This window comes from Bordetella pertussis 18323, assembly GCF_000306945.1.
GTDB classification, from domain to species: Bacteria; Pseudomonadota; Gammaproteobacteria; order Burkholderiales; family Burkholderiaceae_B; genus Bordetella; species Bordetella pertussis.
The window spans coordinates 2153316-2178709 of sequence record NC_018518.1; the positions used below are offsets into that span (position 1 = coordinate 2153316).

A 25394-nucleotide genomic window follows, 5' to 3' on the forward strand; every position below is an offset into this window, starting at 1 on the left:
GCGTGGGGGCCTTTTTTTGCGCTCTCCGCATCTATCGGCCGCAGGCGCCTGTCTCCACGGGGACAGGCGCCTACGGCCGGCGCAGCATGCGGGGGTGCCGCGATGCCCGCGCTTACGCGCCGGTCCAGGCCGGCGCGCGCTTTTCCATGAAGGCACGCACGCCCTCCTGGAAATCGGCGGACATATAGCAGGCGGACAGGATGTCGTCGTCCGCAATGCCATCGACGGCCTTGTCGCGCAGGCGCAGCAGCGACGTCCTGGTGGCCCAGAGTGTCAGCGGGGCCAGCGCCATAACCTGGGCGGCGATGGCCTGGGCCCGACCATGCAGCGCGTCCTCCGGAACGATCTCCCTGATGGCACCCGCGTGCAACAAGGCATCGGCCGAAAGCAAGGACGCGGAAAACACCATGTCCCGTACTCGTTGCGCCCCCAGATTCTCCGCCAGGCGGGCGTAGTTCTTCACGCTCAGGCAGTTGCCCACCGTGCGGGCAATCGGAAAGCCGAACTTCAGCGACGGCGTGGCGATACGGATATCGCAGCACAGCGCCAGCAAGGCCCCGCCTCCGACGCATGCGCCCGCCATGGCGGCGATGGTCGGCACTCGCATGCCTTCGATGGCCTCGAGCAAGGCCTCGCTGCTGCGCTCCAGCGCAACGAACTCTTCGGCCGTCGTGGCCGTTTCCAGCGCACCGAAGTCGGCGCCGGCCATGAAGGCAGGCTTGCTGGCAGGCGCGCCGCTGAACACGACCGCCTTGATTTCCGGGCGATGGGCGACCGACTCGCACAGGGCCAGGATGGCGTGTTCCATCTCGGCCGTCATGGCGTTTCGCGCCGCCGGCCGGTCAAACAATATCCACAGCGCGCCCTCCCGGACTTCGCTGTGGACCATGAACGTATGGCTGCTCAAGACTGACTCCTAGGAAGTGGTGACGCTCAGGATCTGGCAATGCTCGATGGGCAGATGAACCTCGACGCGCTGGCCCGGCTCCAGCGTCGAGGACGGGTCGACGTAGGCGCGCACGAATTGCCCCGCCGCCAGCTCGACCTGGACGTCACGGTACTCGCCCAGGTACGCGACCCGCGTCACGGTGCCGCTCAGCGTATTGGCGCCGGGCGCGGCGCCCAGTTTGACGGCCGAAGGCCGAATGCACAGGCAAGCCGCGCCGCCGGCACCGGCCTGACTGCGGTCGTCGCCATGCAGAACCCTGTCCCCGACCCGCAAGGCCCCCGGTTCGGCAAGCTGGCCATGCAGCTCGTTGTTGGTGCCGATGAACGAGGCGACAAACGTGTTGGCCGGCCGCGAGAACACATTGACGGGGCTGTCGAACTGCTGCACCTGCCCGGACTGCATGACGGCGATCTTGTCGGCGGTGACCAGCGCTTTGCCCTGGTCGTGCGTGACATAGACCGTGGTCAGGCCCAGAAGATCGTGCACCTGGCGGATCTCGTAGCGCATCTCCTCGCGCAGATGCGCATCGAGATTGGACAAGGGTTCGTCCAGCAAGAGGATGTCGGGCTCGACCACCAGCGCCCGCGCCAGCGCAACCCGCTGCTGCTGTCCGCCGGAGAGCTCCGACGGATAGCGTTGCGCGAGCGCCGTGAGGCGGACCGTGTCGAGCGCGCGCTTGACCCGCTGCGCGAGCTCGGTGCGAGCCACCTTGCGTACCTGCAGGCCATAGGCAACGTTCTCGAAGACCGTCATGTGCGGCCATACGGCGTAGTTCTGGAACACCAGCGAGATATTGCGCCGCTCGGGCGGCACCATGACGCCCGCGCCCGAAACCTGGCGATCGCCGATCCATATCTGGCCGTCGGTCGGCTGGTCGAAGCCTGCAAGCATTTGCAGGGTGGTCGACTTGCCGCAGCCCGAGGGGCCGAGCAAGGCCAGCAGCTCGCCTTGGGCCAGCTCCAGATCGATGCCGCGCAGAACCTGGTGTGCGCCATAGTGCTTGGTAAGACCTTGGATGCGAATTGCCTTCACGACGTAACTCCGGCGGTAACGGGCGCCGCGCCGCGGCGACGGGCAAGACCCGTCAGCAGGCGGCCCAGCATGACAATCAGGATGGTGCCCAGCAACAGCACGTTGCTGGTAGCGCAAACGGCTTCGTAGTTGCCGCCGTCCTTGTAGTTGTAGATCAGCGTCGTCATGACGTTGGTCTGCGGGGTGATCAGGAATACCGCCACCGACAGCTCGCGCATCACCGGGATGAACACCAGCATCCACCCCGACACCAGGCCGGGCTTCATGAGCGGCAGCGTGATGCGGCCGAACGTGCCGACCTGCCCCGCGCCCAGGATGCGCGACGCCCGCTCCAGATCGGGGCTGATGGTCTTGATGATGGCGCCGCCGTGCGAATAGGCGATCGGCAGGAACGTCGCCACGAAGGCCAGCACCAGCAACGCGCCCGTTCCATAGAGGCCATAGAACGGCTGGGTGAAGGCCGAGAAGAACCCCACCGACAGCACGATGCCCGGGATGATGATGGGCACGGACGCCGTCGCGCCCAGGGCCCAGGCGCCACGGAACAGCTTGCGCTCGACCATATAGGCCACCACCACGCCCAGCAGGAGGCAAACCGTCGCCGCCATCGTGGCGTAGAGCAGGGAATTGACGATGGCCGACTGGGTTTGCGGGTTGTCCAGCACGGCCCAGCGATACCAATGCAGCGTCAGGTTGTCCCACGAGGGCCCCTGGCCCCAGGCCTTGCTGAGCGACACCAGCGTCAGCGAGGCATACGGCAGGAACACGGTCACCGCGGGCACCAGCAGCGCGCCCAGCAGGGCCGGCCAGCGCCAGCGGCCCAGCCCGACCAGCCGCGATCCGCGCGCCTTGCCGCCTATCATGACGTACTGCCGGCGGCCGAGAATGCGCCTGCGCAGGAAGAACAGACCGCCGGTCATCAGCAGCAACGGCATGCAGTAGGCCGCCGCCAGATTGAGCTCCGGCGGGAACATCTGATAGAACTCGGCCAGCTTGGTCGTGACCACCGGGACACGCGCCGGCGTCAGCAGGAACGCGGGAACGCCGAAGAGCGTCATGCCCTGGATGAACGACAGGATGAAACCGGCCACGATGGCAGGCATGACCAACGGCAAGGTGACGCTGCGCATGGTCCGCAGGATGCCCCCGCCCAGCATGGCCGAGGCATCCTCCAGCTCCACGGCCATCTCATCGAGCGCGGTGGCGACAATGGTGAACGTGAACGGCACGGTATAGACGGCGCACACGAAAACCGCCCCCCACATCGAGTAGATATTCAAGGGGGAATCCCCGCCCAGCCATTGCCTGAGCCAGACGTTGAGCCAACCCGAGTTGGGCGCCGCCAACAGTATCCACCCCAGCGCGCCGATGAAAGACGGCGTGATGAACGCCGCCAGCACCAGCACCCGGATCAGGCCGCGCCCGGGCATGTCCGTGCGCGACACCAACCACGCCATGGGCACGCCAAGGGCAGTGGCGATCACCGCCGTGCTGCCGGCCAGCACCAGCGAATTGAGCATGGGCTCGATCAGGTTGGGCGTGGTGAATATGCGCAGGTAATTCACCAGCGACCATTGCCCGGTCAGGTCGTCGCGCCAGCTGTTGAGCGCGATGATGCCGACGGGCTGCAGGACCAGCAATGCCAGCGCTGCCGCCACCAGCACGGTGACGGCGATGGCTGGCAGCGCATGACGCCCGGCACGCGGCTCCCGCGCTACGGCGGGTTTTTCAGTCATTGCGACAGACATGGAATCCCCTGTTTCTTCCCCTGCGGACTCAACCGACCGTCGAGCGCCACAGGGCAATCGTGTCATTGATCTGCTTGGTCAGGTCATCGGTCGGATTGCGGAACCACTTCAAGGACTCGAGGCTGCGGCCTTCGGCCCAGGGCACGTCCGTGCGCAGCGTGGGCCAGTAGTTGCGCGCCAGGATCTGCGACACCTCGGTCGAATACAGGAAATCCGTGAACAGCTTGGCCGCGTTGGGATGCGGGGCCTTGGCGGGAATCGCGGTCAGCCCGAGGTTGAGGATGGCATCATCGGTAGGCACCTTGACGTCCACCGGCTGGCCGGCCGCCTTCTGCGTCAGCGAATAGCTGAAGGGCGCGGCGGCGCCCACCACGCGCTCGCCTGCCAGGATATCGGTAACGGTATCGACGTTGGACTGGCCGACCTTCGGCTTCTGGGCGGCGAATTTCTTGAAGAAATCATCGCCGTACTTCAGGCGCATGGCCAGCGCCCAATGCGCGACGTCGCCCGACGACGCCGGGCTCCCGACCGTGATCTTGCCGGCCCAAGCGGGATCCAGCAACGCCTGCCAGCTCTCGGGCGGATTGGGCACCTTCTGCGACTGGAAGTTGATCGACGTAATGCTGATTGCGCCGACATGGAAAGTGTTGTCCGGGTCCAGGCCGCGAAAGGCCTCGGGCAAATGCTCGGCCCCCGTCGGGCGGTACGCCATCAAGGCATTGATCTTCTTCAGTTCGGTGTAGTGCAGCAGATTGGTGGTGCCCAGCGAATCGCAGTTGGCGGCGTTGTTCTGCAGCTCCAGGCGCAGCCGGGTATAGACCGTTTGCGAGCCCTGGCGCAGCAGATTGACCTGGATGCCGGGGTATTTCTTGACGAAAGCGTCACGAATGTCCTCGATGGACTTCTGTTCGTAGGAGCCCCAATACAGGTTGAGGGCCCCTTCCTTGCGCGCCGCCTCGTAGAGCGGATTGTCCTGCGCGCGCACCGGCAGGAAGACGCTGCCTGCCAACGCTGCCGAGGCGGACACGCCCAGACGCAACATGTCCCGACGAGAATACTGATTCATGATGGTTCCCCTTTTCCTATGCGATGTAATGTGGCGCTCAGTAGTCGCCCGTGGTTGCCCCGCCGTCGACGACGAGGGTCTGCCCGGTCATATAGCTCGCATCGTCAGAGGCGAGAAAGGCAATGACAGCGGCGATTTCTTCAGGCCGCGCCGTGCGCTTGAGCGGCATCCGGGCCAGCCAGCCTTCGCGAACCTGGTCGGGGACATCGGCCAGGATCGCGGTTTCGACGATACCTGGCGCCACGACGTTGACCAGGATGCCGCGCTTGGCCCCTTCCAGCGCCGCGGTTCGCGTCAACCCCACGATGCCGGCCTTGGCGGCGGAATAATTGGCCTGGCCATAGGCGCCGAAAATGGCGGTGGACGCCACATTGATGATGCGCCCCCAGCCGCGTTCGCCGATCCACGCAAAGGCGCTCTGGCAGCCCAGCCAGGTACCGCGCAGATTCACGTCGATGACGGCGCTCCATTCGGCGTCCGACATCTTGGCCAGCGAACGATCGCGCACGATACCGGCCACATTGACCACAATGTCCACCTGCCAGCCCTGCGCATCCACCGCCCGCTTGGCGGCGGCCCAACTCTGACGGTCCGCCACGTCCAGGAATACGCCAAGCGCCCCCTCGCCCAGCGACGCCGCCGCGGCAAGCACGCGCTCCTCGCCAATGTCGCCCACCACGATGCGCGCGCCTTCGGCCTGCAAGCGTCGACACACCGCCAGGCCTATGCCGCCCGCGCCGCCCGTGACCAGCGCCACCCGCCCCTGCAATCGTTCGTTCTTCATTTACGCTACTCCACCGCCCATGGCGACCGCGAACACGTCTTCGCCGTCCTGCACTGTCACGCCATCCTGATTGCGCAGCTGCATGGATACCTTGACCACGCCGAAAGGCTTGGACCGGCTGGGCCGCAGCTCCAGCACCTCCGCCTCGTACCGTACCGAATCGCCGGCCAGGATGGGCGCGACAAAACGGCGCCGGGTTTCCAGGAAAGCCACGATGTCCCAATCGTCGATGCCCGAGCGCAGGCCGGTGCTCACGGCATGCCCCAGCATCCCATGCGCGATGCGCTGGCCGTAGCCGTTTTCGCGTGCCGCCACCTCGTCCATGTGCAGCGGGTTGAAATCGCCGGTCAGGCCGGCAAACGTGACGATATGGCTTTCGGTGATCGTGATGCGCGACGAGACATGGCGCTCGCCCAACTGTATTCGCTCGAATTCGACAGGCATTCAGGACTCCACGGGAACAAAGACGGGCAAGGTCAGCGTATCGCCGACCTTCTCGAAGGCCACGCGCATCGGCATGTCGACCTGCAGCGGCCGCTCGCTCGGGCAGCGGGTCAGCATCAAGGGCCCTTCCTCCAGCTCGACCAGCACGCAGGTGTAGGGCGCCCTCTGCACACCGCCCTTGTGAATAACGGTGTAGGAAAACAAACGAGCGCGCCCGCTGGCCTGCACCCAGCGCGGCGCCACGCCGGGGTCGGCCAGCGAATGAGCGCGCGGATACCACTGATGGCGGCCGGTCGTCGGGCATTGCTGGACCAGCAGGCGCTGTTGGCGCGCCGCCTCCCAGAAAGGCTGGCTGCAGGCGTCCTGCACAGGGGGCATCGTTACGTCGAACATGGCGTCCTCACACGCTAAGAATGGCCGTGGCCGCGGCGCAAAAAGTGCCGCCCAGGCCGTGGACCAGGGCCCGCCCGGCATCGGGCACCTGCACGCCCGGCCCCTCGCCGCGCAATTGCCGCGCGCCCTCGATCAGGGCGAAAATGCCGCGCTTCCCAGGATGGTTGGAGGAAAGGCCGCCACCGTCCGTATTGCAGGGCAGCGCGCCGCCCAGCGTCAGTTGGCCGTCGGCGGCGAAAGCGCCGCTTTCGCCGCGCTTGCAGAATCCCAGGTCTTCCAGCGCCAGCAGCGGCGTAATGGTGAAAGCGTCGTAGAGCTGCGCGACATCGATGTCGGCCGGCGCCAGGCCCGCCATCGCGAAGGCCCGCAGCCCCGACAGCGTCGCCGGTGTCGAGAGGTCCGGCGCGATCTGCGAGAGCTGCGTGCGCGCCGTCGCCGCGCCGAAACCGGACAGCAGCACCGGCTTCTGGCGCAAGTCCTGCGCGCGCTCGGCACTGGTCATCACCACGGCGCCGCCGCCGTCGGTCACGACGCAGCAATCCAGCTTGTGCAGCGGCGAGGCGATCATGGGCGAAGCCAGCACGTCGTCCACCGTGATCGGCGTGCGCAGCCTGGCATGAGGATTGGCGGCCGCATGGGCCCGGAAGGTCACCGCCACGCTGGCCAGTTGTTCGGCCGTCGTGCCGTATCGCGCCATGTGGCGCTGCGCATACAGCCCGTAGGCCGAGATCAGGGTCGGGCCATAGGGAAGCTCGTACTGCCCCGGACCGGCCGGGAAGACAAAGGGGTCGAAGGACGGCGTGCTCAGCGGCCACCAACACGGCGTGGCCGCATAACTGATCACGACGACCTCGGCCAGGCCCGCCGCGATGGCCGCGGCGGCGTGGCCCGCATGCACGATGTACGAGCAGCCCCCCACGTCCGTGCTGTTGAACCAGGTGGGACGCAGGCCGGCGTATTCGGCAAACTCCGTCACGCTGTTGACCCCGCCTCCCTCGGCCCAGTCGCCGGCCGCCACGCACAGACCATCCACGTCCGCCAGGCTCAGCCCGGCGTCGACCAGGGCGCCCTGCACGCACTCCATCTGGATCTGGTACGGATGCACCTCGGGCGCATGGCGGCGCGGCGATTCGCACAGGCCGACGATGGCCGCACGATTGGAAATACTCATGACTTCCCCTTGTTCTGACCAGGCGCGGCATGGCCGCGCTGCTGAGGCAGAGAATGTCCGAATCCCCCAGGGCCAACAAGCAGTTTGCAAGACGTCTATCGGCAGCTTTTACGCACCTATTGCGCCTTGCCCGTCCAGACTCGGGATTACACCTATTGCGGCAACTCCTCCAAAAATGGCGCTATATCTGGTTTTCAAGGCAACCTTCAATCATCGTGATCTATCGCCGCCTTCCCCCCTTGATTGCCGTCCGTGCATTTGATGCGTTCAGCCGCAGCGGCAGCATCCGCGCCGCGGCCGACCTACTGGCGATTTCCCATACCGTCGTATCGCGCCATATCCAGAACCTGGAAGACGCCGTCGGCACGCGATTGGTGAAAAAGGACGGCCGAGGCCTGGCCCTTACGCGCGAAGGCCAGCGCTTCGCCGCCAAGACGCGGCGCGCGCTGGACCTCATCGCGGACGCTTGCGGCGAACTCGTCCATGGCCGGGGCGACGCCATCCATGTCTGCTGCATGGCTGGCCTCGCCTCTCGCCGGCTGTTGATGCGCCTGCCCGAGCTGGAGAGCCGGCTCGACGGCAAGGAGCTGATCCTCCAACCCACCACTGCCCGGCCCGACTTCAACACGGATGAGGCCGACGCCGAAATCATCTACCTGACCCAGCCGTTCATCGGCGACGGCCTGCGCGCGGAGATGTTCTCGCGCCCGCGCATCCTGGCCGTGTGCAACCCGGCATTCCGGGAGCGCTTTCCCGACATCGGCGAACCCGAACACCTGGTTCACTTGCCGCTGTTGCACGAGCAGTCCACGGATCAGTGGGAGCAATGGCTGGGCTCCGTGGGCGTGGCGCAGCTGCCCATCCTGCACGGCCCGCGCTTGTGGCACGGGCACTTGACGATGGAGGCCGCGCAACTGGGCCAGGGCATCGCGCTGGTCAGCGAGCTCCTGGCCAACGACCGGATCGCGCGTGGCGATCTCGTGGAGGTGCTGCCCAACGTCTCCGTACAGATGGGCGGGTACTACTTCGTCGCCCCGGAGCACAAATGGAACGACCCGGCCATTGCGACCGTCCGCCAGTGGCTGACCGAAGCCCTCTCCTAGGCCCGCGCGGGCCTGATTGCACAAGAAGTGCATCAAATGCACGGATGCGCGACAAACTAAGCGATTGTGCTGGAGCGAAGCAGGCTGCAACATCGTTGCATCTCAGCCCTCATGGCGCCCTGTCGCCCATCTCTCCATGCTTGCACAATCTGCACCGGCCAAGCCTCTGGCTGGCCTCAAAGTCCTCGACATCACCCATATGCTCGCCGGCCCCTACTGCACATGGCTGCTCGGGCTGCTCGGCGCCGAGGTCATCAAGGTCGAGCGGCCGGGCGAAGGAGACTTCGCCCGCGCCATCGCTCCCTTTCACGGCGGTGAAAGCCTGTATTTCATGAGCGTCAACCGCAACAAGCGCAGCATCGCAGTCAATCTGAAAACCGAGGAAGGCAAGCAGATCCTGCGCGACCTGATCGCTCGCAGCGACATCCTGGTCGAGAACAACCGGGCCGGCGTCATGGACCGGCTGGGCCTGGGGTATGACGATGCCAAGGCACTGAACCCGGGCCTGGTCTACGCCTCGATCTCCGGCTATGGCCAGACCGGCCCTTATCGCCACAAACCCGCCTTCGACGTGATTGCCCAGGCCATATCCGGCATGATGAGCATCACCGGCCAGGAAGGCGGCCCGCCGGCCCGCGTGGGCGTCTCGATCGGCGACATCGCTTCCGGCCTGTTCGCCACGGTGGCGATCCTGGCGGCGATCGAAGGCCGGCACGGCAGCGGCGAAGGCGCCTTCATCGACGTCTCGATGATGGATTGCCAGATGGCGCTGATGGAAAACGCGATTTCGCGCTACCTGAACGCGGGCGACGTTCCCGAGCGCCTGGGCAGCCGGCACCCCCTGATTGCGCCGTTCCAGTCTTTCGAGACCCAGGACTTTCCGATCGCGGTATGCGTCGATACCGAACCGCAATGGCAGCGCTTCTGCGCGGCGCTGGACCTGGAGCCCCTGCTGCACGACCCGCGGTTCCAGGACGGCCCGATGCGCGCGCTCAATCACAGCCAGCTCGAGCCGCTGCTCAATGCCTTGTTCGCCAGCGGCCGCCGCGATGACTTCATCGCGCGCCTGGAGGCGGCCGATGTGCCATGCAGCCCGATCAACAGCATTCCCGAAGTGGCCCGGGACCCGCAGGTGGCGCACCGCCAGATCCTGGTCGATAACGAGGGCGTCAAGTATGTGGGCGCGCCCTTTCACTACAACCGCGCGCCGGTGGGCGGCGAAACCAGCCCGCCCGCCCTGGGCGCCGACAGCGTGTCGATCCTGCGCGAACTGGGCCGCAGCGAAGCGCAGATCGCCGACCTGCAGCGCACCGGCGTACTGTAAGCCGGCCCGCGCTGCAGGCCCGACATCCAAAGCCAGGAGACGCCGTCCGATTCAGGACGCTGTCAGACCTCCAGGATTAGACTGATCGCTCAGATCACGGCCTTGCGCCAATCCATGGACAAACGATCCCCTGTCCGCGGATTGCAGGGCCAGTACTCTGACACCAATGCCGTGTTCCCCGCGAGCCTTATTGACGCGGCATTGCGTGCCCCGTACGGGCCCGACACGATGTGTCGGGCCTTTTTTTGCCTTGCGGCGCCTGCCCACCCCAATGATGAGCACGCCGACCACGATCGCGGCGATCCCGGCCCAGCTCGGTATGGCGACGTCTTTCTCCGTCTGCGCGGTGGCCTTGACGGACCCGACTTGCAGCACGGTCTCCTCCGACGTGTACGAGAACCCCTTGTAGACCAGGGCGGCAGCGCCCAGCACGATCAGAACGGCGCCTACGATGGTGGCTGGCTTCATCTTCTCTCCCCTTGCGGCAAGTGGTGGATGCGCCGGACGATACCCGAACGCCTGCACACTGTCAGTGACAGAAGGTGTCGTGTCAATGCCTGCGACGACGCGGGTGCATGAGTGGGCCCCAGTCGTATAGAATCAACCCTTTTGCCCGACGCCATGTGGTTCAAGAATCTCAAGATTTACCGGCTTTCCGCGCCCTGGGCCTTGAATGGCGACCAGCTGGAAGAATGCCTTGCCCGCTTTGCCTACCAGGGCGGCAATAACCTCGAAATGCAGAGCCTGGGATGGATATCCCCGCGCGAGAACGGCCTGCTTGCGCATACGCTCAACGGCCAGATCCTGCTGACGCTGCGCGCCGAGAAGAAGCTGCTGCCGACCACGGTCGTCAATCAGGTCGCCAAGGCCCGCGCGCAGGAAATCGAAGAGCAGCAAGGCTACAAGCCTGGCCGCAAGCAGATGAAGGAAATCAAGGAGCGCGTCACCGACGAGCTGCTGCCCAAGGCCTTCAGCATCTACCGCGACACGCGCGTCTGGATCGATACCGTCAACCACTGGCTGGTGATCGATGCGGCCGCGTCCGCGAAGGCCGACGAGGTCATCGGCCTGCTGGTCAAGACGATCGACCCGCTGCCGCTGGACAATCTCTATGTCGAGCAATCGCCCGCCGCGGCGATGACGGGGTGGCTGGCGGCCGACGAAGCGCCCGCCAACTTCTCGATCGACCAGGATACGGAGCTGCGCGCCTCCGGCGAAAGCCGCGCCGCGATCCGCTACGTCAAGCACTCGATCGACGTCGACGATGTGCGGCGCCATATCCAGTCCGGCAAGCAATGCACGCGCCTGGCGATGACCTGGGCCGACCGGGTGTCGTTCGTGCTGACCGAGTCGCTGGACGTCAAGCGCGTCGCGCCGCTGGACGTGCTCAAGGAGAACCCCGACGCCGCCACGCAGAACGACGACGAAAAGTTCGACTCGGACATGACGCTCATGACCGGCGAAGTGGCCAAGCTGCTGGCCGAACTGGTCGACTCGCTGGGCGGGGAAAAGCGCGTCTGACGCGGGCTCGCGTGGCGCTGGCGCGCCACGCGATACGGCTCAGTCCAGGCCGTGGAAGACGGAATCGTCGGGGCCGATGTGCGACGGATGCTGCCACGTCACGTCGCGCATCGAATGCTGCACCAGCCCTTCCACGCCCAGCAGCACCGCGAAGATCGCCATCCGGATCGGAATACCATTGTCGGTCTGGCGGAAAATCGCCAGGCGCGGGTCGTGGTTCAGATCCGTGCTCAGATCGTTGGACCCCGGCCGGCTGTCGCGCGGCAAGGGGTGCATGACGATGGTATCCGGACCGCAGTAGGCGTCGATGATGGCGCGGCTGACCTGGAAGTCCGCCGTGTAGCCTTCGCCCGCCTCTTCGTTGGCGAAGCGCTCTTTCTGCACGCGCGTGGCGTAAATGACGTCCGCGCCCGCCAGGCCCTCGGCCAGCGTGCTTTTCTGTTCGATCACATTGCCGTTGCGGCTGGCCTGCTCGACGATGTAGCCGGGCATCTCCAGGCCCTGCGGCGAAATCAGCGTGAACTTCACGCCCTTGTACAGCGCCAGCAGCTTGATCAGCGAGTGCACCGTGCGGCCGTACTTCAGGTCGCCGACCATGGCGATGTGCGCGCCGTCGAGCAGCTTGCCCAGGCGCGAGAACTCGGTAAGGATGGTGTACAGGTCCAGCAGGGCCTGGCTGGGATGTTCGCCCGGGCCATCGCCGCCATTGACCACCGGAATATTGGTCGCCTCGGCGAACTCCGCCACCGACCCCTGTTCGGGATGGCGGATGACCATGGCGTCGACGTAGCCGCTCATCACGCGGCTGGTATCGTAGATGGACTCGCCCTTGGCCATGGACGAGAACGTGAAGCCCGTGGTGTCGCAGACCGAACCGCCCAGGCGGCAGAACGCCGCGCCGAAGCTGACGCGAGTACGCGTGCTGGCCTCGAAGAACAGGTTGCCCAGCACCGCGCCTTCCAGCACCCGCGACACCTTCTGGCGGCGCGCAATGGGTTGCATCATATCCGCCACGCGGAACAGGTCTTCCACCGATTCGCGGGTGAATTGATCGACCGACAGCAGCTGATGGCGCCCTTCGACGGCAATGCGGTCGCGCAAGGGGCCTACCTGCCCGCTCTGCGTATATTTCTCCAGCAAGTCGCGGTTCTGCACGATTTCACTGACGAAGCGCTCCACCACTTCGGGCATCGCGCGAAACTCCTGCGACCCTTCGGGCAGCAGCCACGTATCCAGCGCGCGGCGCTTCACGCCGATGCGGCCGGCGAACACGTCGCGCGTCAGGTTGAGACGACGCATGGCGTCGCGCAGAAAGGCTTGTTGGGAAATGGACATGGGCGGCCCCAGGGAGGAATACGGAATATACGCAATGCGCATATTATTCGACCCCAAAAACGACGTCCATGATTTTTTGCGTATATAACCGGCACTGTGGCGCGGGTCAGACGCGTGCTGCGTATACCGTGGGCAGCTGGTCGTAGTCGGTATCGGCCGGAGCGACCGCCAGCCAGCAGCCCGCGCCAAACGCCGCCACGCTGGCAAGGTACAGGGCAACCGCCAGGACCACGGCGGGAAGGTGGCCACGGCCGCGCACGCCGGCGGCGGCCTGGCGGCGCTGCAGATAGCGGGCGGCGGTGCCGAACAGCATCGCGCCCATCGCGGCGGCCAGCCCGGCCAGGAACAGGGCCAGGGGCGCCTGCAAGGCGGGCGGCGCCACTTCGCCGCCGACGATGCCCAGCGAGAACGCGACCAGCATCAGCGCTGCCAGCCCATTGAGGCCAGCCAGCAGGCGCAGCGGGCCGGCCAGCAGGCCTTGCCCGTTGTCGCCCGGCCGGCAGTCCGCGCCCTCACCCATCTCAGTCGCCGCCCTGCCTGCACACCGGCGTGGCGGACTGAATCGAGGCCTTGGCCGCGGCGATCTCCGCCGCATCCCACTTGCCGTCGCCCAGCACCCGGACCGTGACCCGGGCCGTCGATGGCGTCTCGGTCTGCGACTGGATGATTTCGAGGATCTTGCTGGGCTCTTCCCGCTTGAACACATGCACCTCGTTGGGCGCGCCACGGTCGCCCAGGCGCCGCGACGACTGGTACACCACGCCGTACGGATGCGGCCGCTGCTCGTGGCAGACGCGCACGTATTCGCCGGCGCGGCGATATGCCGCCTGGAAATCCGCCGTGACGATGAAACTTTCGGACAGTCCGGGCGTATCGCCCGACAGCAGGCCCTGGCTGGCGCACCCGCTCAATACGCCAGCGGCCAGCAGCGCCCCGATCAACCCTACCCTGCGCATATCGACTCCTGCTCCAAGTAATGCAACGGACGGATTATGCATCAACACGCCCAATGAAAAAGCCGCCTTGGCGCCCTATCGCGGCAGGCGGCTGCGCACGGTGCGGCTGGCTACGCCGCCTTGCGCTACTTCTGGGCCGCGCCCTGAATTTTTTCGCCACCTCACTCGATATCCTTGCCCGCACCGGCAACCGTATTGCAACCCGCGGACAGCGCGGCCATGGCAAGCAGCACAGCAATGAGAGCTTTGTTCTTCATGACATCTCCTGGACTGGGAAGCGTCGAACGAGCGACGGAAAGGCCGGCGGGTCCGAGCCAGACCGGGTCAGAATAACGCAGCGGCGTGCTTTCTGCAGCAAGCACTCGCAATCAGTTGCATGCGTGCGCCATCCTCTGACGCATGGCGCATGCAATCCACCTACAATGCTGCGCCATGAAATATGCTGTTGTATTGGCTGCGCTGCTCAGCCTGCCGCTGGCCGCCCAGGCCGAGCTGGTCACCCGTCCGAACGCCGTCGGACACCGCGATTTCCGACACGCCAAGAAAGTGCTGCCACGCGTCTACCAGAACCTGGAGCGCGACTTCTATTGCGGCTGCCCCTACCAGGACAAGCGCATCGACCTGCAGGCCTGTGGCTACGAGCCGCGCAAACAGCTGCGACGCGCACAGCAACTGGAATGGGAGCATGTGGTGCCGGCCTGGACGCTGGGCCATCAGCGCCAGTGCTGGCAACAGCGCGTCAACGGCAAGCCGGGCGGGCGCAAGCATTGCAGCCGGACCGACCCCTCGTTCGCGCGCGCCGAAGGCGACCTGGTGAACCTGATGCCGTCGGTCGGCGAGGTCAACGGTGACCGGCAGAACTTCCGCTACGCCGTCTGGGCCGACCGGCCCGCCCCCATGTACGGCCAGTGCGAAACCATCGTGGACTTCAAGACCCGCCGCATACAGCCGCGCAAGTACGTGCGCGGCCGTATCGCGCGCATCCAGTTCTACATGGTCGAGCGCTACAGGCTGAAGCTGTCGCGCGAGGACCGGCGCGTACTGTGCGTATGGGCGCGCGCCTACCCGGTGGACGACTGGGAACGCGCGCGCGACCAGCGCATCCGGACGCTGCAAGGCAACGGCAATCACTACGTGACCGATCCCGCCGCGATCCAGCGCCAGTGCGGCTGAGCATGCCGGCGGGCGCCTGCCGGCCGCCTTGCTCAGCCCCTTTCTTGAGCACGTTGCGCAAGTCCTTGTTTTGGCGCGAGATTAGGCAGATGTGCGCACCCTATCCCAAGGGTTGTCCACATCGCCTGTGGGTAACCGCGCTCAGGCGGGCTGCGCCGCCGCCAACGGGCCGCTCCAGGGCTGGGCGTCCAGGCGCAGCCGGACCTCCTGGAAATCGCCTTCGCTCGCGGCCAGCAGGCCTTCGGCCAGCGCCTGCCCGAAAGCGCGCCGGCACAATGTTTCCATGTCGTCGGGCATGGACTGGAATACGCCGTCGGGTATGCGCAGCCGCAGGCGCGCATCGTCCTGGCTGCCGGCGCGGCCGATATGGACGTGGGCGGGATAACCGTGCGGGCACCAGACACCGACGTGATACGTACCGGCGGCGCCGGCGTTGGCCAGATAACCGGGATGATCGTACTTGGCAGTTCCCATGTCCCCTCCTTGGATGCGACAAGGTCGCTCGGGTGGCCCATGGTAGCGCATGAGCAGGGCTGGCAAGAAGCCCTGCCGCGCCAAGCGCGCAAAGCTGCGACTGCGAAAACGAAAAAGGCCTGGCGATGAATCGCCAAGCCTTTTTGATCTGGTTGCGGGGGCAGGATTTGAACCTACGACCTTCGGGTTATGAGCCCGACGAGCTGCCAGACTGCTCCACCCCGCGTCTGATGAACGTAATCATAACCCATTTTGAAAATCCTTGCAGCGCGACAGCCAGCATCGTGCGCAACCGCGACGCCGGCTCTACCCACACGACCAGCGCCGCCGCCTGCGCGCGCACCGTCACGGCGCCACCGAATTCCACGCGGTGGGCCTGCCCCGCCGCCAGCGGAACGTCGACCGGCACGCCCGCGCCGTCCTGGCCCGCGCGATGCTCCACCACCCGCACCCGCCCTTCCAGGCAGATCAATTGAGCGCCGCCTCGCGCATGGCGGCACAGCCCCGCCCCGGCAGCCAGTTGCAGGTGCGTGGCACGCGCAACAGCGCGGTCCGCGGGTTCCGTGGAATACAGCGAGCGATCCATGACAGCCTCATACGACATCGGTAGACAGGTCTTCAGGCTACCGGTCCGCGCCGCGCCGCAACAGGCACAGCAACAGGCTGTCTGTATCGATACAGATCTGGGATTCGAACTCTGTTATGGTTGTTTTTCACCGCAACTGTGCCTGTTGCGGCTAGCTGTGAACTGTCAATAGGTTGTATTCGTCCAGGTTGAGTCTGGAGATGGGTACAGCGCGCCCGATGCCTTGGTGGGGTCGATGCCAGTTGTAGTGGTGTAGCCAGGATTTCATGGCATCGGCTCGGTGTTGGGAGTTCTGGTAGGTGTGAGCGTAAGCCCACTCACGCAAGGCCGACTGGATGAAGCGTTCGGCCTTGCCATTGGTCTGTGGGCGGTAAGGTCGGGTAAAGCGGTGCTTGATGCCCAGCTCATGGCACAGCGCGGCGAAGGCGCGGCTGCGAAAGGCCGAGCCATTGTCGGTGAGCAAGCGCTGGATGGTCACGCCCAGGCGCTGGTAGTAGGCCACTGCGTCCTTGAGGAACTGGACGGCGCTGGGGAAGCGCTCGTCGGGGTGGATGTCGGTGAAGGCCACGCGGGCGTGGTCATCGATGGCCACGAAGACGAAGTCCCAGCCGGCCCCCTCAACGGTATCGCGTCGGTTGCCCGTGACCCGGTGGCCAGGGCGCTGGATACGTCCCAGCTTCTTGATGTCGATGTGCAGCAGATCGCCGGGGGCCTGATGCTCGTAGCGCACCACCGGCTCGGCCGGCTCCAGGTCGGCCAGGTGCGACAGACCGGCGCGGGCCAGGACGCGGCTGACGGTGCTGGCTGACACGCCCAGCGCCTGGGCGATGCGCGCTTGGGTCAGCCGCTTGCGGCGCAGCTCCACGATAGCCAGCGCCTTGGCCGGCGCAATCGCTCGGGGCGAGACCGTCGGGCGCGAGGACGCATCGGCCAAGCCCGCCTGGCCCTGAGCCAGGAAGCGGCCCAGCCATTTGCGCACAGTCGGCGCGGTGACCCCATAGGCGCGGGCCGCTTCAGACACACAAACTTGATGGGCGATCAATTGCTGGACCATTTCGAGTCGACGTAGGAAGGTCAATCGGGCATGCTTATGGGTGTTCATCCGGCCGGGCTCCTTGAGTGAACTGGGGGATCGGCGATTTCCAGTTTCTCAAATCCGGTTCGGATGAACCATGCATACAACCTATTGAATCTTCACAGCTAGCGCTCGGGGCGCTGCTCAGTTCTTCTCGGCGGGCGGCTGCGGCTTTTCGTCGCAATAGAAGGTGACCACGGCCTTCTTGGGCATCAGCCCGGTTGCGTGGTTGGACGTGATTTCCGGGCGCGCGAACTTGCGCCCCTGGGCTTCGCAGTACTGGCGCGCGCGTTCGCGCGCCTGGTTCTTGATCTCGACCCAGGTCGCCGCCTTCATGCCCGCGTTGTAGCTGACCGTGTACTGATTCTTGGCGACCGGCGTGACCTCGCTCATGCTGGAGCAGGCGGCCAGAAACAGGACGAGCATGGGGGCGAGCAGACGTAGCGGCATAGGTGCATCCGGACGGGCCGGGGACTGGGGGTTGGTGGCGGTTCCCACAGTGTAGCCTTGTCGCGTCAGCCCGGCGCGATGGCGCTGCGGCGGTCCAGCTTGCGGCTGAGCACGATGGATGTCTGCGTCTGTTTCACGCCGTCGATCAGGCCGATGTGGTCGAGCAGGTCGTCGAGCTGTTCATGGGTTTCGCAGCGCAGGAAAACCAGGTAGTCGAATGCGCCGCTGACCGAGGAAATCTCTTCGACCTCGGGAATCCTGGCCAGTTCGCGCATGACCGCCGCCGGCGTCTTCGGCAGCACGCTGAGGAAGCAATAGGCGCGCACCGCGGCTTCCTCCAGTCGCTGTCCGAGCCGCACCCCGTAGCCGGCGATCACGCCGTCGCGCTCCAGCCGCGCAATGCGTGCGACGACAGTGCTGCGCGCAAGATGCAGCTTGCGCGCCAGGATGGCGGCGGGTTCGCGCGCGTTGGCCTGCAGCAGGCTGAGCAATTGCCGGTCGATGGCGTCGAGTCTTGGATCCATGGCGGGCGCAGGGCGGTTGCGGTCTGGCGCACGGTACAGGGCGGCCGGCGGTGGCGTCAACCGCGCCGCCTCAATCGGGTTCGGTGGGCAGCCCGCCCTGGTAGATCCTGCCGCCGAACTCGAAGTGGCCGATCGCGCGCGCGGCGGCCTCGAAAAGACGGTCTTGCTGGCCGTCCACGGCGGGCGCGGCGTGCCGTGGCTCGAAGCGGCATATATCGTCGTCGCGCCCGAACCAGGCGCGGGCCACCAGGGTGTCGACGCCGGCCTCATGCGCGAAGTGGGCGAACTCGCGCAATTGCTCCATCTCGTGGAAGGCGCCGGACAGGCTGCTCAGGGTGATGCCGAATTTGACTTCGGTCACCGGCTCCGGCGCCACGGCGCCCGGTGCGGGCAATGGCTCGCCATCGTCGTAGTCGAACCGCGCGCCGATGTTGCGCATGCGTTCCAGGACCAGTCGCCATTGGGCTTCCGGCAAGGCCAGCCGGGCGGCCATGTAAAGCAGGCGCTGGCGGCCCAGCGCATGCGGTTCGGCTCCGTCGACATAGCGCGGCCAGGGCGTCTGGTCGTCGAGGCCTGCCAGCTGGTTCATCTGTGCGGTACTGTAGTGCAGGGTTTCCTGCAGCCGACGCAGCGCGGCCGGACTGGGCGGCGCATAGTTGCGTATCGTCTTCATGGTTGGCCTCCGCTTCCACCCGGCCTGGCCGGCTTGCCTGGCCGTCGATCCATGCTAGCGCCGCCATCGCGGCCTGCATAGCGGTAACGGGCTGCGTGCTAGCATGCGGCCCAGAAAATTCTGCGACATAGAGGGTGATATGGATATTCAAGAACAGATTGCGGTGATTGTGCATACGGTGTCGCATCAAGGCGGGCGTATCGATGCGCTTCATTCGACGCTGGCGTCGGTGTTGCACCTGGTCAAGGGGTCGCCTGGATTGCGCGAGGCGATCGAGGCGCACCTGGAGCAAAGCTACGCCAACCTGCTGGCACGCTCGGAGAACCCGCAGTACGTGGCCGGCTTCGAGAGCGTGCGCGATACCGTGGTGGCCGCGCTCAAGTAGCAAGTTGCCCACATCTTCTGTGGACAAGCCTTGGGATAGCCTGCGCGCAGATCGAAAATTCCTCGCTGGAACAAGGACTTGTCCAGGGCGGGCAATCCGGGAGCGGGCGGCGGGCTACAGGCCGGCGGCGACGATATCCGCCAGGCGCTGCATGGCCGCGGCGATATCGGCGGTGTAGGGGACGCCGCAGCTGATCCGCAGGAAATGATCGTAGCGGTTCGAGTTCGAGAACATCGGGCCCGGCGTGATGCGGATGCCGGCCCGCAGCGCCTGCTCGAACACGCGCATGGCGGGCATGCCCGCGGGCAATTCCACCCAGAGCAGCATCCCTCCCGTGGGCACGCTCAGCCGCGTGTCGTCCGGAAAGTGGCGCGCGACGGCGGCCGCCATGGCTTCACGCTGCACGCGCAGCGTCTGGCGCAGGCGCGCCAGGTGGCGGTCGTAGGCCTTGGTGCCCATATAGTCGGCGGCCGCGGCCTGGGGCAGCGGCGGGTTGGGCCGGCTTTGGGCGAATTTCAGCATGCCGATGCGTCGGCTCCAGCGTCTGCCCAGCATCCATCCCAGCCGCATGCCGGGAGCCAGCGTCTTGTGCAGCGATGCGCAATAGATCACGTTGCCGCTGTCGTCCCATGATTTGAGCGCCAGCGGCGTGCCATGGTCGCCCAGCGCGCCATAGGTGTCGTCCTCGATCAGGGCGATACCGGTGCGTTCGCACAGCGTGACCAGCCGGGCTTTGTCGCTATCGTCCATGACGCAACTCAGCGGGTTCTGGAAGTTGGGCACGACGACGGCGCGAACGTTCGCGTGCGTCTGCAGTGCCAGCTCCAGCGCCTCGATCGAAATGCCGCGCTGCGGGCTGGTGGGTATTTCCAGCGCGCGCAGGCCCAGGCTTTCGAGGATTTGCAGCAGGCCGAAGTAGGTCGGCGATTCGACCGCGATCGTATCGCCTGGCCGCGCCACCGCGCGCAGGGCCAGGTTGAGGGCTTCGATGCAGCCGTGCGTGACCAGCACTTCGTCCGGGGTCGCGCTGATGCCGCATTCCATCGCACGGCGCGCCAGCACGGCGCGGAACTCCGGATGGCCGTAGGGCGGCACCGGCGCTGTCAGCAGTTCCGGCGTGTGCCGCGCCGCGCGCGTGAGCGCCAGCTGCAGCGCCCGCATCGGATAGGCCTGCGGCGGGGCGGCGGCCAGCGCGAAGTCGGCGCTCAGCGGATGCTGCTGGCACGACGCAATGAAATCCGAGACCCGGTCGTGGATGCCGACGTATTGCGCGGGATCGAGCGCGCCCTTGATATCGGGCTCGGGCACCGGCGCAAGGGCCGGACGCCGCGGGCGCAGGACAAAATAGCCCGAGCGCGGGCGGGCCTCGATCAGGCCGTCGTCCTCGAGCTGGCGGCATGCCTGCAGGGCAGTGGACAGGCTGACGTGATGGGCGCGCACCAGATTGCGTACCGAAGGCATGCGTTGCGCCGGGGCCAGTACGCCCGTCTGGATGGCGCGGCGATAGTGGTCTGCTAGGTGTGAAGATTCAATAGGTTGTATGCATGGTTCATCCGAACCGGATTTGAGAAACTGGAAATCGCCGATCCCCCAGTTCACTCAAGGAGCCCGGCCGGATGAACACCCATAAGCATGCCCGATTGACCTTCCTACGTCGACTCGAAATGGTCCAGCAATTGATCGCCCATCAAGTTTGTGTGCCTGAAGCGGCCCGCGCCTATGGGGTCACCGCGCCGACTGTGCGCAAATGGCTGGGCCGCTTCCTGGCTCAGGGCCAGGCGGGCTTGGCCGATGCGTCCTCGCGCCCGACGGTCTCGCCCCGAGCGATTGCGCCGGCCAAGGCGCTGGCTATCGTGGAGCTGCGCCGCAAGCGGCTGACCCAAGCGCGCATCGCCCAGGCGCTGGGCGTGTCAGCCAGCACCGTCAGCCGCGTCCTGGCCCGCGCCGGTCTGTCGCACCTGGCCGACCTGGAGCCGGCCGAGCCGGTGGTGCGCTACGAGCATCAGGCCCCCGGCGATCTGCTGCACATCGACATCAAGAAGCTGGGACGTATCCAGCGCCCTGGCCACCGGGTCACGGGCAACCGACGCGATACCGTTGAGGGGGCCGGCTGGGACTTCGTCTTCGTGGCCATCGATGACCACGCCCGCGTGGCCTTCACCGACATCCACCCCGACGAGCGCTTCCCCAGCGCCGTCCAGTTCCTCAAGGACGCAGTGGCCTACTACCAGCGCCTGGGCGTGACCATCCAGCGCTTGCTCACCGACAATGGCTCGGCCTTTCGCAGCCGCGCCTTCGCCGCGCTGTGCCATGAGCTGGGCATCAAGCACCGCTTTACCCGACCTTACCGCCCACAGACCAATGGCAAGGCCGAACGCTTCATCCAGTCGGCCTTGCGTGAGTGGGCTTACGCTCACACCTACCAGAACTCCCAACACCGAGCCGATGCCATGAAATCCTGGTTACACCACTACAACTGGCATCGACCCCACCAAGGCATCGGGCGCGCTGTACCCATCTCCAGACTCAACCTGGACGAATACAACCTATTGACAGTTCACAACTAGCCGCGGCCGGTGCTGCCGAAGCCGCCCGCGCCGCGCTCGGAGGCGTCGAAGTCTTCCACGACGTTGAAGGCCACTTGCTGTACCGGCACGATCACCAGTTGCGCCAGGCGCTCCATGGGGTCGAGGGTGAACGGCTGCGTGCCGCGGTTCCACGTCGAGACCATCAACTGGCCCTGGTAGTCGGAGTCGATGAGGCCGACCAGGTTGCCCAGCACGATGCCGTGCTTGTGGCCCAGGCCCGAGCGCGGCAGGATCATGGCGGCGTAGCGGGGGTCGCCGATGTGGATCGCCAGCCCGGTAGGCACCAGCACCGTCTGGCCGGGCTCGATCACCAGGCTTGCTTCGGTGCATGCGCGCAGGTCCAGCCCCGCCGAGCCCGGGGTGGCATAGGCGGGCAGGTATTCGCGCATGCGCGCATCGAGGATCTTCAGGTCTACGGATTTCATTCGGAACCAGGCAACAGGAGTGAAGCCGGCGCCCAGGGGCGCCGGTATGGGACGGAAAAGCGCCAAGCGTACCAAATGCGGCCTGGCGCACGCTAGCTGTGAAGATTCAATAGGTTGTATGCATGGTTCATCCGAACCGGATTTGAGAAACTGGAAATCGCCAACCTCCCAGTTCACTCAAGGAGCCCGGCCGGATGAACACCCATAAGCATGCCCGATTGACCTTCCTACGTCGACTCGAAATGGTCCAGCAATTGATCGCCCATCAAGTTTGTGTGCCTGAAGCGGCCCGCGCCTAGAGCGATTGCGCCGGCCAAGGCGCTGGCTATCGTGGAGCTGCGCCGCAAGCGGCTGACCCAAGCGCGCATCGCCCAGGCGCTGGGCGTGTCAGCCAGCACCGTCAGCCGCGTCCTGGCCCGCGCCGGTCTGTCGCACCTGGCCGACCTGGAGCCGGCCGAGCCGGTGGTGCGCTACGAGCATCAGGCCCCCGGCGATCTGCTGCACATCGACATCAAGAAGCTGGGACGTATCCAGCGCCCTGGCCACCGGGTCACGGGCAACCGACGCGATACCGTTGAGGGGGCCGGCTGGGACTTCGTCTTCGTGGCCATCGATGACCACGCCCGCGTGGCCTTCACCGACATCCACCCCGACGAGCGCTTCCCCAGCGCCGTCCAGTTCCTCAAGGACGCAGTGGCCTACTACCAGCGCCTGGGCGTGACCATCCAGCGCTTGCTCACCGACAATGGCTCGGCCTTTCGCAGCCGCGCCTTCGCCGCGCTGTGCCATGAGCTGGGCATCAAGCACCGCTTTACCCGACCTTACCGCCCACAGACCAATGGCAAGGCCGAACGCTTCATCCAGTCGGCCTTGCGTGAGTGGGCTTACGCTCACACCTACCAGAACTCCCAACACCGAGCCGATGCCATGAAATCCTGGCTACACCACTACAACTGGCATCGACCCCACCAAGGCATCGGGCGCGCTGTACCCATCTCCAGACTCAACCTGGACGAATACAACCTATTGACAGTTCACAGGTAGCCTGCCAAGACGGACGGTATCTGTCCCCGCAGGGACAGCCAGCGCCGGCGACGGGCTACTTCCACGCCTCCTCGCGCTGCTTGACCAGCGCGGTAAGGGTCTGGTTGACCGGGGCCTGGATGCCGGCGCGGGCCGCCTGCCTGGGGATGGCGCCGTTGATGTAGTCGATTTCGCTGACGCGCCGCTGTTCGTGGTCCAGCATGACCGACGGCTTGGCGCCGCGGATGCGTTCGCCGAATGCGCGCACATGCGCAACCGGGTCTTCCACGGCGACCGGCACGCCCAGCGCGCGCGCGACGTTCCAGGCTTCGGTGGCGGCGGCCTGGCTGACCGCGCTGGCATGCGGAGCATCCAGCACTTCGCCGATGGTCAGGCCGGTCAGCGTGCACGGCGCGCTGTAGGCGACGTTGCAGATCAGCTTTTCCCATTGCATGGCCGGCAGGTTGTCGACCGCCTGCGCGTTGAAGCCCGCGCCGCGCCACACTTCGGCGATGCCATCCAGCTTCTCGGCGCCGAGGCCGGCGTAGGCGCCCATGCGCACCGCCGACATGCCGTTGTGGTGGACATGGGCCCGGACCGCTCAGCGAGGCGCCGAAGGCCGCCGCGATGCCCACGGCCAGGCGCTCGGCGCCGATGGCCTCGGCCACGCTGTCGGCGCTGCCCAGGCCGTTCTGGATGGTCAGCACCAGGGTGTCGGGACCGAGCATGGCGCGCGCCTGCGCCGCGGCGCTGCCGGCCTGGGCCGCCTTGACCGCGATGATGATCAGGTCCACGGGTTCGGCCGGGGCCTCCCGGTAGGCCCGCAGGCGCGCCACGCGGTCGCCGCTGGCGCCTTCGACGCGCAGGCCCTGTTCGGACATGGCCTGGACGTGTTCGGCCCAGCGGTCGACGGCGATGACCTCATGGCCGTTGGCCGCCAGCAGGCCGGCGTACACCGAGCCCATCGCACCGCATCCCATAATTGCAATCTTCATGATTTCTTCCTTACGCCTTGCCGTGCGCCAGTACGGAGATGTACGGCGCCAATTCTTGTTTCTGTTCCAGCCCGAAGCCCGGCGCGTCGGTCGGCCGCACCTGGCCTGCGCCCAATGCGCACGCCGCGGGGTAGCCGCCGAAGGGCTGGAACACGCCCGGATAGGCCTCGCAGCCGCCCAGCCCCAATCCGGCGGCGATGTGCAGGTTGATCAGGTGGCCGCCATGCGGGTGCAGGCAGGAGCGCCCGAAGCCGGCCGCCTCGACCGCCGCCATCATGCGCAGGTACTCGGTCAAGCCGTACGACAGCCCCGGGTCCATCTGCAGGATATCGCGGCCGGGCCGCACGCCGGCGAAATGCAGCAGGTTCCTGACGTCGGGCAGCGAGAACAGGTTCTCGCCGGTGGCGATGGTGCCCGCGTAGGCCTGCGCCACCAGGCTGTTCAGGTGGTAATCGAGCGGGTCGCCGATTTCCTCGTACCAGCGCAAGCCATAGGGCTCGAGCGCGCGCGCATAGGCCAGCGCGGTATCCAGGTCGAAGCGTCCGTTGGCGTCGACCGCCAGGTTGGCGCCCTCGCCCGCCACGCCGAGCGCGGCCTCGATGCGGGCCAGATCGTCGGCCAGCGAGGCGCCGCCGATCTTCATCTTGAACTTGACGAAGCCCTGGTCGAGATAGCCGCGGAACTCGTCGCGCAGCCGCTGCAGCGGATCGCCGCTGTCGTAGTAGTAGCCGCCGGCCGCATAGACCTGGGTGGCGCCGGCTTGCGCCGGCCGTCCGACGTGGCGCGCGATGGTGCAATAGGCGGGCTCGTCGCGCAGCTTGGCGTTCAGGTCCCAGAACGCCAGTTCCAGCGCGCCCACGGCCGCCGCCCGGTCGCCGTGCCCGCCCGGTTTCTCGTTGCGCAGCATGATGGCGCTGGCGCGCGCCGGGTCGAACGCCTGCCCGCCGTCATCGAGCAGCTCGTGCGGCGCGGCCTGCAGCAGGCGCGGGATGAAGCGCTCGCGCATCAGCCCGGGCTGGGCGTAGCGGCCGATCGAATCGAAGGCGTAGCCGATGAGCGGCCGGCCGTCGCGCACGACGTCGCTGACCAGGGCGACCAGCGAGACCGTGTGCTCGGCGAAACTGACCAGCGAGTTGGAGATGTTGCCCTGCAGGGGAACGGCGATTTCTCGTATGGCGGTGATGCGCATGGATACTG

General features: G+C 66.2%; 26 protein-coding genes, 1 tRNA gene and 3 pseudogenes. 7 read left to right on the forward strand and 23 right to left on the reverse strand.

Annotated elements, in window-relative coordinates:
• Nucleotides 1–112: 112 nt before the first annotated feature.
• Genes BN118_RS10125 through BN118_RS10160 form a run of 8 tightly spaced genes read right to left on the reverse strand, consistent with a single transcriptional unit; the run spans nucleotide 113 to nucleotide 7587 of the window.
• Complete coding sequence (locus tag BN118_RS10125) at nucleotides 113–889, reverse strand: enoyl-CoA hydratase/isomerase family protein (RefSeq protein WP_015041674.1); 777 nt, start codon at nucleotides 887–889, stop codon at nucleotides 113–115.
• Nucleotides 890–916: 27 nt separating this feature from the next.
• A complete protein-coding gene (locus tag BN118_RS10130; RefSeq protein WP_010930993.1) occupies nucleotides 917–1981 on the reverse strand; it encodes an ABC transporter ATP-binding protein in 1065 nt (354 codons plus the stop codon).
• Nucleotides 1978–3729, reverse strand: coding sequence for an ABC transporter permease (locus BN118_RS10135; protein WP_014905790.1), 1752 nt, complete (start codon nucleotides 3727–3729; stop codon nucleotides 1978–1980). The genes BN118_RS10130 and BN118_RS10135 overlap by 4 nt, the downstream gene beginning before the upstream one ends.
• A 28-nt stretch (nucleotides 3730–3757) precedes the next feature.
• Nucleotides 3758–4795, reverse strand: a complete 1038-nt coding sequence (locus BN118_RS10140; protein ID WP_004567469.1) for an ABC transporter substrate-binding protein — start codon at nucleotides 4793–4795, stop codon at nucleotides 3758–3760.
• 37 nt (nucleotides 4796–4832) lie between these two features.
• The gene (locus tag BN118_RS10145) at nucleotides 4833–5579 is read right to left on the reverse strand and encodes an SDR family oxidoreductase (protein WP_010930995.1); all 747 of its coding nucleotides are present in this window, start codon (nucleotides 5577–5579) and stop codon (nucleotides 4833–4835) included.
• Nucleotides 5580–6023 (reverse strand): MaoC/PaaZ C-terminal domain-containing protein, encoded by a 444-nt coding sequence (locus tag BN118_RS10150; RefSeq protein ID WP_003820449.1) that lies wholly within the window; start codon nucleotides 6021–6023, stop codon nucleotides 5580–5582.
• Nucleotides 6024–6416: a Zn-ribbon domain-containing OB-fold protein gene (locus BN118_RS10155; RefSeq protein ID WP_010930996.1), complete on the reverse strand. Its 393-nt coding sequence runs from the start codon at nucleotides 6414–6416 to the stop codon at nucleotides 6024–6026.
• 7 nt (nucleotides 6417–6423) lie between these two features.
• Entirely contained in the window at nucleotides 6424–7587 is a 1164-nt protein-coding gene (locus BN118_RS10160; RefSeq protein WP_014905791.1) for a thiolase C-terminal domain-containing protein, read from the reverse strand.
• Nucleotides 7588–7802: 215 nt separating this feature from the next.
• On the opposite strand from BN118_RS10160, the gene BN118_RS10165 reads away from it, so the two are divergent.
• Complete coding sequence (locus BN118_RS10165) at nucleotides 7803–8690, forward strand: LysR substrate-binding domain-containing protein (RefSeq protein ID WP_010930998.1); 888 nt, start codon at nucleotides 7803–7805, stop codon at nucleotides 8688–8690.
• A gap of 16 nt (nucleotides 8691–8706) precedes the next feature.
• Entirely contained in the window at nucleotides 8707–10014 is a 1308-nt protein-coding gene (locus tag BN118_RS10170; RefSeq protein ID WP_023994674.1) for a CaiB/BaiF CoA transferase family protein, read from the forward strand.
• Between the two features lie 252 nt (nucleotides 10015–10266).
• On the opposite strand, the pseudogene BN118_RS21215 reads toward BN118_RS10170, so the two are convergent.
• A pseudogene (locus tag BN118_RS21215) lies at nucleotides 10267–10482 on the reverse strand (hypothetical protein); the annotation flags it as partial.
• Between the two features lie 153 nt (nucleotides 10483–10635).
• On the opposite strand from BN118_RS21215, the gene BN118_RS10180 reads away from it, so the two are divergent.
• Complete coding sequence (locus tag BN118_RS10180) at nucleotides 10636–11535, forward strand: recombination-associated protein RdgC (RefSeq protein WP_003812788.1); 900 nt, start codon at nucleotides 10636–10638, stop codon at nucleotides 11533–11535.
• Between the two features lie 39 nt (nucleotides 11536–11574).
• Here BN118_RS10180 and BN118_RS10185 read toward each other — a convergent pair whose 3' ends face one another.
• From BN118_RS10185 to BN118_RS10200, 4 genes are all read right to left on the reverse strand, one after another.
• The gene (locus BN118_RS10185) at nucleotides 11575–12870 is read right to left on the reverse strand and encodes an aspartate carbamoyltransferase (RefSeq protein WP_010926366.1); all 1296 of its coding nucleotides are present in this window, start codon (nucleotides 12868–12870) and stop codon (nucleotides 11575–11577) included.
• A 106-nt stretch (nucleotides 12871–12976) separates the two neighbouring features.
• Nucleotides 12977–13390: a membrane protein gene (locus tag BN118_RS10190; RefSeq protein WP_003820436.1), complete on the reverse strand. Its 414-nt coding sequence runs from the start codon at nucleotides 13388–13390 to the stop codon at nucleotides 12977–12979.
• A gap of 1 nt (nucleotide 13391) precedes the next feature.
• Nucleotides 13392–13826, reverse strand: a complete 435-nt coding sequence (locus BN118_RS10195; protein WP_010931001.1) for a BPTD_2524 family lipoprotein — start codon at nucleotides 13824–13826, stop codon at nucleotides 13392–13394.
• Nucleotides 13827–13987: 161 nt separating this feature from the next.
• On the reverse strand, nucleotides 13988–14083 hold the full coding sequence (locus tag BN118_RS10200; RefSeq protein WP_041166178.1) for an entericidin: 96 nt from the start codon (nucleotides 14081–14083) through the stop codon (nucleotides 13988–13990).
• Nucleotides 14084–14258: 175 nt separating this feature from the next.
• On the opposite strand from BN118_RS10200, the gene BN118_RS10205 reads away from it, so the two are divergent.
• A complete protein-coding gene (locus BN118_RS10205) occupies nucleotides 14259–14999 on the forward strand; it encodes an endonuclease (RefSeq protein ID WP_023853497.1) in 741 nt (246 codons plus the stop codon).
• 141 nt (nucleotides 15000–15140) lie between these two features.
• On the opposite strand, the gene BN118_RS10210 is transcribed toward BN118_RS10205, so the two are convergent.
• The 6 genes from BN118_RS10210 to BN118_RS10240 all read right to left on the reverse strand — a co-directional run bounded on the left by BN118_RS10210 (nucleotide 15141) and on the right by BN118_RS10240 (nucleotide 18781).
• Nucleotides 15141–15473, reverse strand: a complete 333-nt coding sequence (locus tag BN118_RS10210; RefSeq protein ID WP_023853503.1) for a hypothetical protein — start codon at nucleotides 15471–15473, stop codon at nucleotides 15141–15143.
• A 149-nt stretch (nucleotides 15474–15622) separates the two neighbouring features.
• A tRNA-Met gene (locus BN118_RS10215) sits at nucleotides 15623–15699 on the reverse strand.
• Between the two features lie 511 nt (nucleotides 15700–16210).
• A complete protein-coding gene (locus BN118_RS10225) occupies nucleotides 16211–17161 on the reverse strand; it encodes an IS481-like element IS481 family transposase (protein WP_010930048.1) in 951 nt (316 codons plus the stop codon).
• Between the two features lie 117 nt (nucleotides 17162–17278).
• A complete protein-coding gene (locus BN118_RS10230; protein WP_003812810.1) occupies nucleotides 17279–17632 on the reverse strand; it encodes a hypothetical protein in 354 nt (117 codons plus the stop codon).
• A 17-nt stretch (nucleotides 17633–17649) separates the two neighbouring features.
• Nucleotides 17650–18108, reverse strand: coding sequence for an Lrp/AsnC family transcriptional regulator (locus BN118_RS10235; protein WP_033447231.1), 459 nt, complete (start codon nucleotides 18106–18108; stop codon nucleotides 17650–17652).
• Between the two features lie 70 nt (nucleotides 18109–18178).
• Nucleotides 18179–18781, reverse strand: a complete 603-nt coding sequence (locus tag BN118_RS10240; RefSeq protein WP_003820427.1) for a hypothetical protein — start codon at nucleotides 18779–18781, stop codon at nucleotides 18179–18181.
• A gap of 103 nt (nucleotides 18782–18884) precedes the next feature.
• Here BN118_RS10240 and BN118_RS10245 point away from each other — a divergent pair, with 103 nt between their 5' ends.
• On the forward strand, nucleotides 18885–19166 hold the full coding sequence (locus tag BN118_RS10245) for a hypothetical protein (protein WP_003812804.1): 282 nt from the start codon (nucleotides 18885–18887) through the stop codon (nucleotides 19164–19166).
• A 114-nt stretch (nucleotides 19167–19280) separates the two neighbouring features.
• Here the strand turns inward: BN118_RS10245 and BN118_RS10250 are convergent, their stop codons facing one another.
• Entirely contained in the window at nucleotides 19281–20708 is a 1428-nt protein-coding gene (locus tag BN118_RS10250) for an aminotransferase-like domain-containing protein (RefSeq protein ID WP_041166268.1), read from the reverse strand.
• Between the two features lie 74 nt (nucleotides 20709–20782).
• On the opposite strand from BN118_RS10250, the gene BN118_RS10255 reads away from it, so the two are divergent.
• Nucleotides 20783–21733, forward strand: coding sequence for an IS481-like element IS481 family transposase (locus tag BN118_RS10255; protein ID WP_005012808.1), 951 nt, complete (start codon nucleotides 20783–20785; stop codon nucleotides 21731–21733).
• On the opposite strand, the gene dut is transcribed toward BN118_RS10255, so the two are convergent.
• Nucleotides 21730–22179, reverse strand: a complete 450-nt coding sequence (gene dut / locus BN118_RS10260; protein WP_003816756.1) for a dUTP diphosphatase — start codon at nucleotides 22177–22179, stop codon at nucleotides 21730–21732. The two genes, BN118_RS10255 and dut, sit on opposite strands and share 4 nt — an antisense overlap.
• Before the next feature lie 194 nt (nucleotides 22180–22373).
• Between dut and BN118_RS10265 the strand changes: the two are divergent.
• Nucleotides 22374–23223 (forward strand): annotated as a pseudogene (locus tag BN118_RS10265) (IS481 family transposase).
• A 55-nt stretch (nucleotides 23224–23278) separates the two neighbouring features.
• On the opposite strand, the pseudogene BN118_RS21220 reads toward BN118_RS10265, so the two are convergent.
• Together BN118_RS21220 and BN118_RS10275 are read right to left on the reverse strand one after the other, a co-directional pair.
• A pseudogene (locus BN118_RS21220) lies at nucleotides 23279–24197 on the reverse strand (ketopantoate reductase family protein).
• 10 nt (nucleotides 24198–24207) lie between these two features.
• Nucleotides 24208–25386: a mandelate racemase/muconate lactonizing enzyme family protein gene (locus BN118_RS10275; protein ID WP_003811400.1), complete on the reverse strand. Its 1179-nt coding sequence runs from the start codon at nucleotides 25384–25386 to the stop codon at nucleotides 24208–24210.
• Nucleotides 25387–25394: the final 8 nt, after the last annotated feature.